Genomic DNA, 2,330 nt, shown 5'->3' with positions numbered 1-2,330 from the left:
ACCCAAGGCAACTTGCGGTTATATGGTCAAGCGAATAAGCGCACACGGTGGATGCCTTGGCGGTCAGAGGCGATGAAGGACGTGGCAGCCTGCGAAAAGTATCGGGGAGCTGGCAACAAGCTTTGATCCGGTAATGTCCGAATGGGGAAACCCACCCGCTTGCGGGTATCCTGCAGTGAATACATAGCTGCTGGAAGCGAACCTGGTGAACTGAAATATCTAAGTAACCAGAGGAAAAGAAATCAACCGAGATTCCGTAAGTAGCGACGAGCGAACGCGGACTAGCCCTTAAGCTGATTTGGTTCTAGGAAAACACTCTGGAAAGAGTGGCCATAGAAGGTGATAGCCCTGTATCTGAAAGGGCCATTTCAGTGAAGACGAGTAGGGCGGGGCACGTGAAACCCTGTCTGAACATGGGGGGACCATCCTCCAAGGCTAAATACTACTGACCGACCGATAGTGAACCAGTACCGTGAGGGAAAGGCGAAAAGAACCCCGGAGAGGGGAGTGAAATAGAACCTGAAACCGTGTGCGTACAAGCAGTAGGAGCTCCGCAAGGAGTGACTGCGTACCTTTTGTATAATGGGTCAGCGACTTACTGTTCGTGGCAAGCTTAACCGTATAGGGGAGGCGAAGGGAAACCGAGTCTGATAAGGGCGCATAGTCGCGGGCAGTAGACCCGAAACCGGGTGATCTAGTCATGCCCAGGGTGAAGGTGCGGTAACACGCACTGGAGGCCCGAACCCACTCCCGTTGCAAAGGTAGGGGATGAGGTGTGATTAGGAGTGAAAAGCTAATCGAACCCGGAGATAGCTGGTTCTCCTCGAAAGCTATTTAGGTAGCGCCTCATATGTATCCTCTCGGGGGTAGAGCACTGTTATGGCTAGGGGGTCATCGCGACTTACCAAACCATTGCAAACTCCGAATACCGAGACGGACTGTATGGGAGACACACGGCGGGTGCTAACGTCCGTCGTGAAAAGGGAAACAACCCAGACCCACAGCTAAGGTCCCAAATTTTGTGCTAAGTGGAAAACCATGTGGAAAGGCACAGACAGCCAGGAGGTTGGCTTAGAAGCAGCCACCCTTTAAAGAAAGCGTAATAGCTCACTGGTCGAGTCGGTCTGCGGGGAAGATTTAACGGGGCTAAGCACAGAACCGAAGCTTGGGGTGCATACTTTGTATGCGCGGTAGAGGAGCGTTCCGTAAGCCGTTGAAGGTGGATTGAGAAGTCTGCTGGAGGTATCGGAAGTGCGAATGCTGACATGAGTAACGATAATGCGGGTGAAAAACCCGCACGCCGAAAGCCCAAGGTTTCCTTGCGCAACGTTAATCGGCGCAGGGTGAGTCGGCCCCTAAGGCGAGGACGAAAGTCGTAGTCGATGGGAAGCAGGTTAATATTCCTGCACCTCGCGTAAGTGCGATGGAGGGACGGAGAAGGTTAGGTGTACCAGGCGTTGGTTGTCCTGGGGAAAGGCGGTAGGTTTGGATCTTTGGCAAATCCGGGATCCTTCAAGACCGAGCACCGAGACGAGCCTTTATGGCGAAGTCACTGATACCACGCTTCCAGGAAAAGCTCCTAAGCTTCAGCTTACGCAGACCGTACCGTAAACCGACACAGGTGGGTAGGATGAGAATTCTCAGGCGCTTGAGAGAACTCGGGTGAAGGAACTAGGCAACATGGCACCGTAACTTCGGGAGAAGGTGCACCCTTTTTGGTGGCTCGTGCGAGCTATAGCTGAAGAGGGTCGCAGTAACCAGGCCGCTGCGACTGTTTATCAAAAACACAGCACTCTGCAAACACGAAAGTGGACGTATAGGGTGTGACGCCTGCCCGGTGCTGGAAGGTTAATTGATGGGGTCAGCCGCAAGGCGAAGCTCTTGATCGAAGCCCCAGTAAACGGCGGCCGTAACTATAACGGTCCTAAGGTAGCGAAATTCCTTGTCGGGTAAGTTCCGACCTGCACGAATGGCGTAACGACAGCGGCGCTGTCTCCACCCGAGACTCAGTGAAATTGAAATCGCTGTGAAGATGCAGCGTTCCCGTGGCAAGACGGAAAGACCCCGTGAACCTTTACTATAGCTTTACACTGAACGTTGAGTTCGTCTGTGTAGGATAGGTGGGAGGCTATGAAACCATGGCGCTAGCTGTGGCGGAGCCATCCTTGAAATACCACCCTGTCGTGCTTGACGTTCTAACCTAGGCCCATTATCTGGGTCGGGGACCGTGTATGGTGGGTAGTTTGACTGGGGCGGTCTCCTCCTAAAGAGTAACGGAGGAGCTCGAAGGTACGCTCAGCGCGGTCGGACATCGCGCACTGTGTGCAAAG

Annotated in this window: 1 rRNA gene; it reads left to right on the top strand. The window is 53.5% G+C overall.

From position 1 onward, the window contains the following. Positions 1 to 24 precede the first annotated feature (24 nt). Positions 25 to 2,330: ribosomal RNA gene (locus WDC87_RS21765) — 23S ribosomal RNA — on the top strand; the annotation flags it as partial.

Origin of the sequence: Stenotrophomonas maltophilia group sp. Smal12, assembly GCF_037079935.1 — a bacterium.
In the GTDB taxonomy this organism is placed as follows: domain Bacteria; phylum Pseudomonadota; class Gammaproteobacteria; order Xanthomonadales; family Xanthomonadaceae; genus Stenotrophomonas; species Stenotrophomonas sepilia.
The sequence above is the reverse complement of the archived record's forward strand: the minus strand, read 5'-3'. Positions and strand labels throughout refer to the sequence as shown.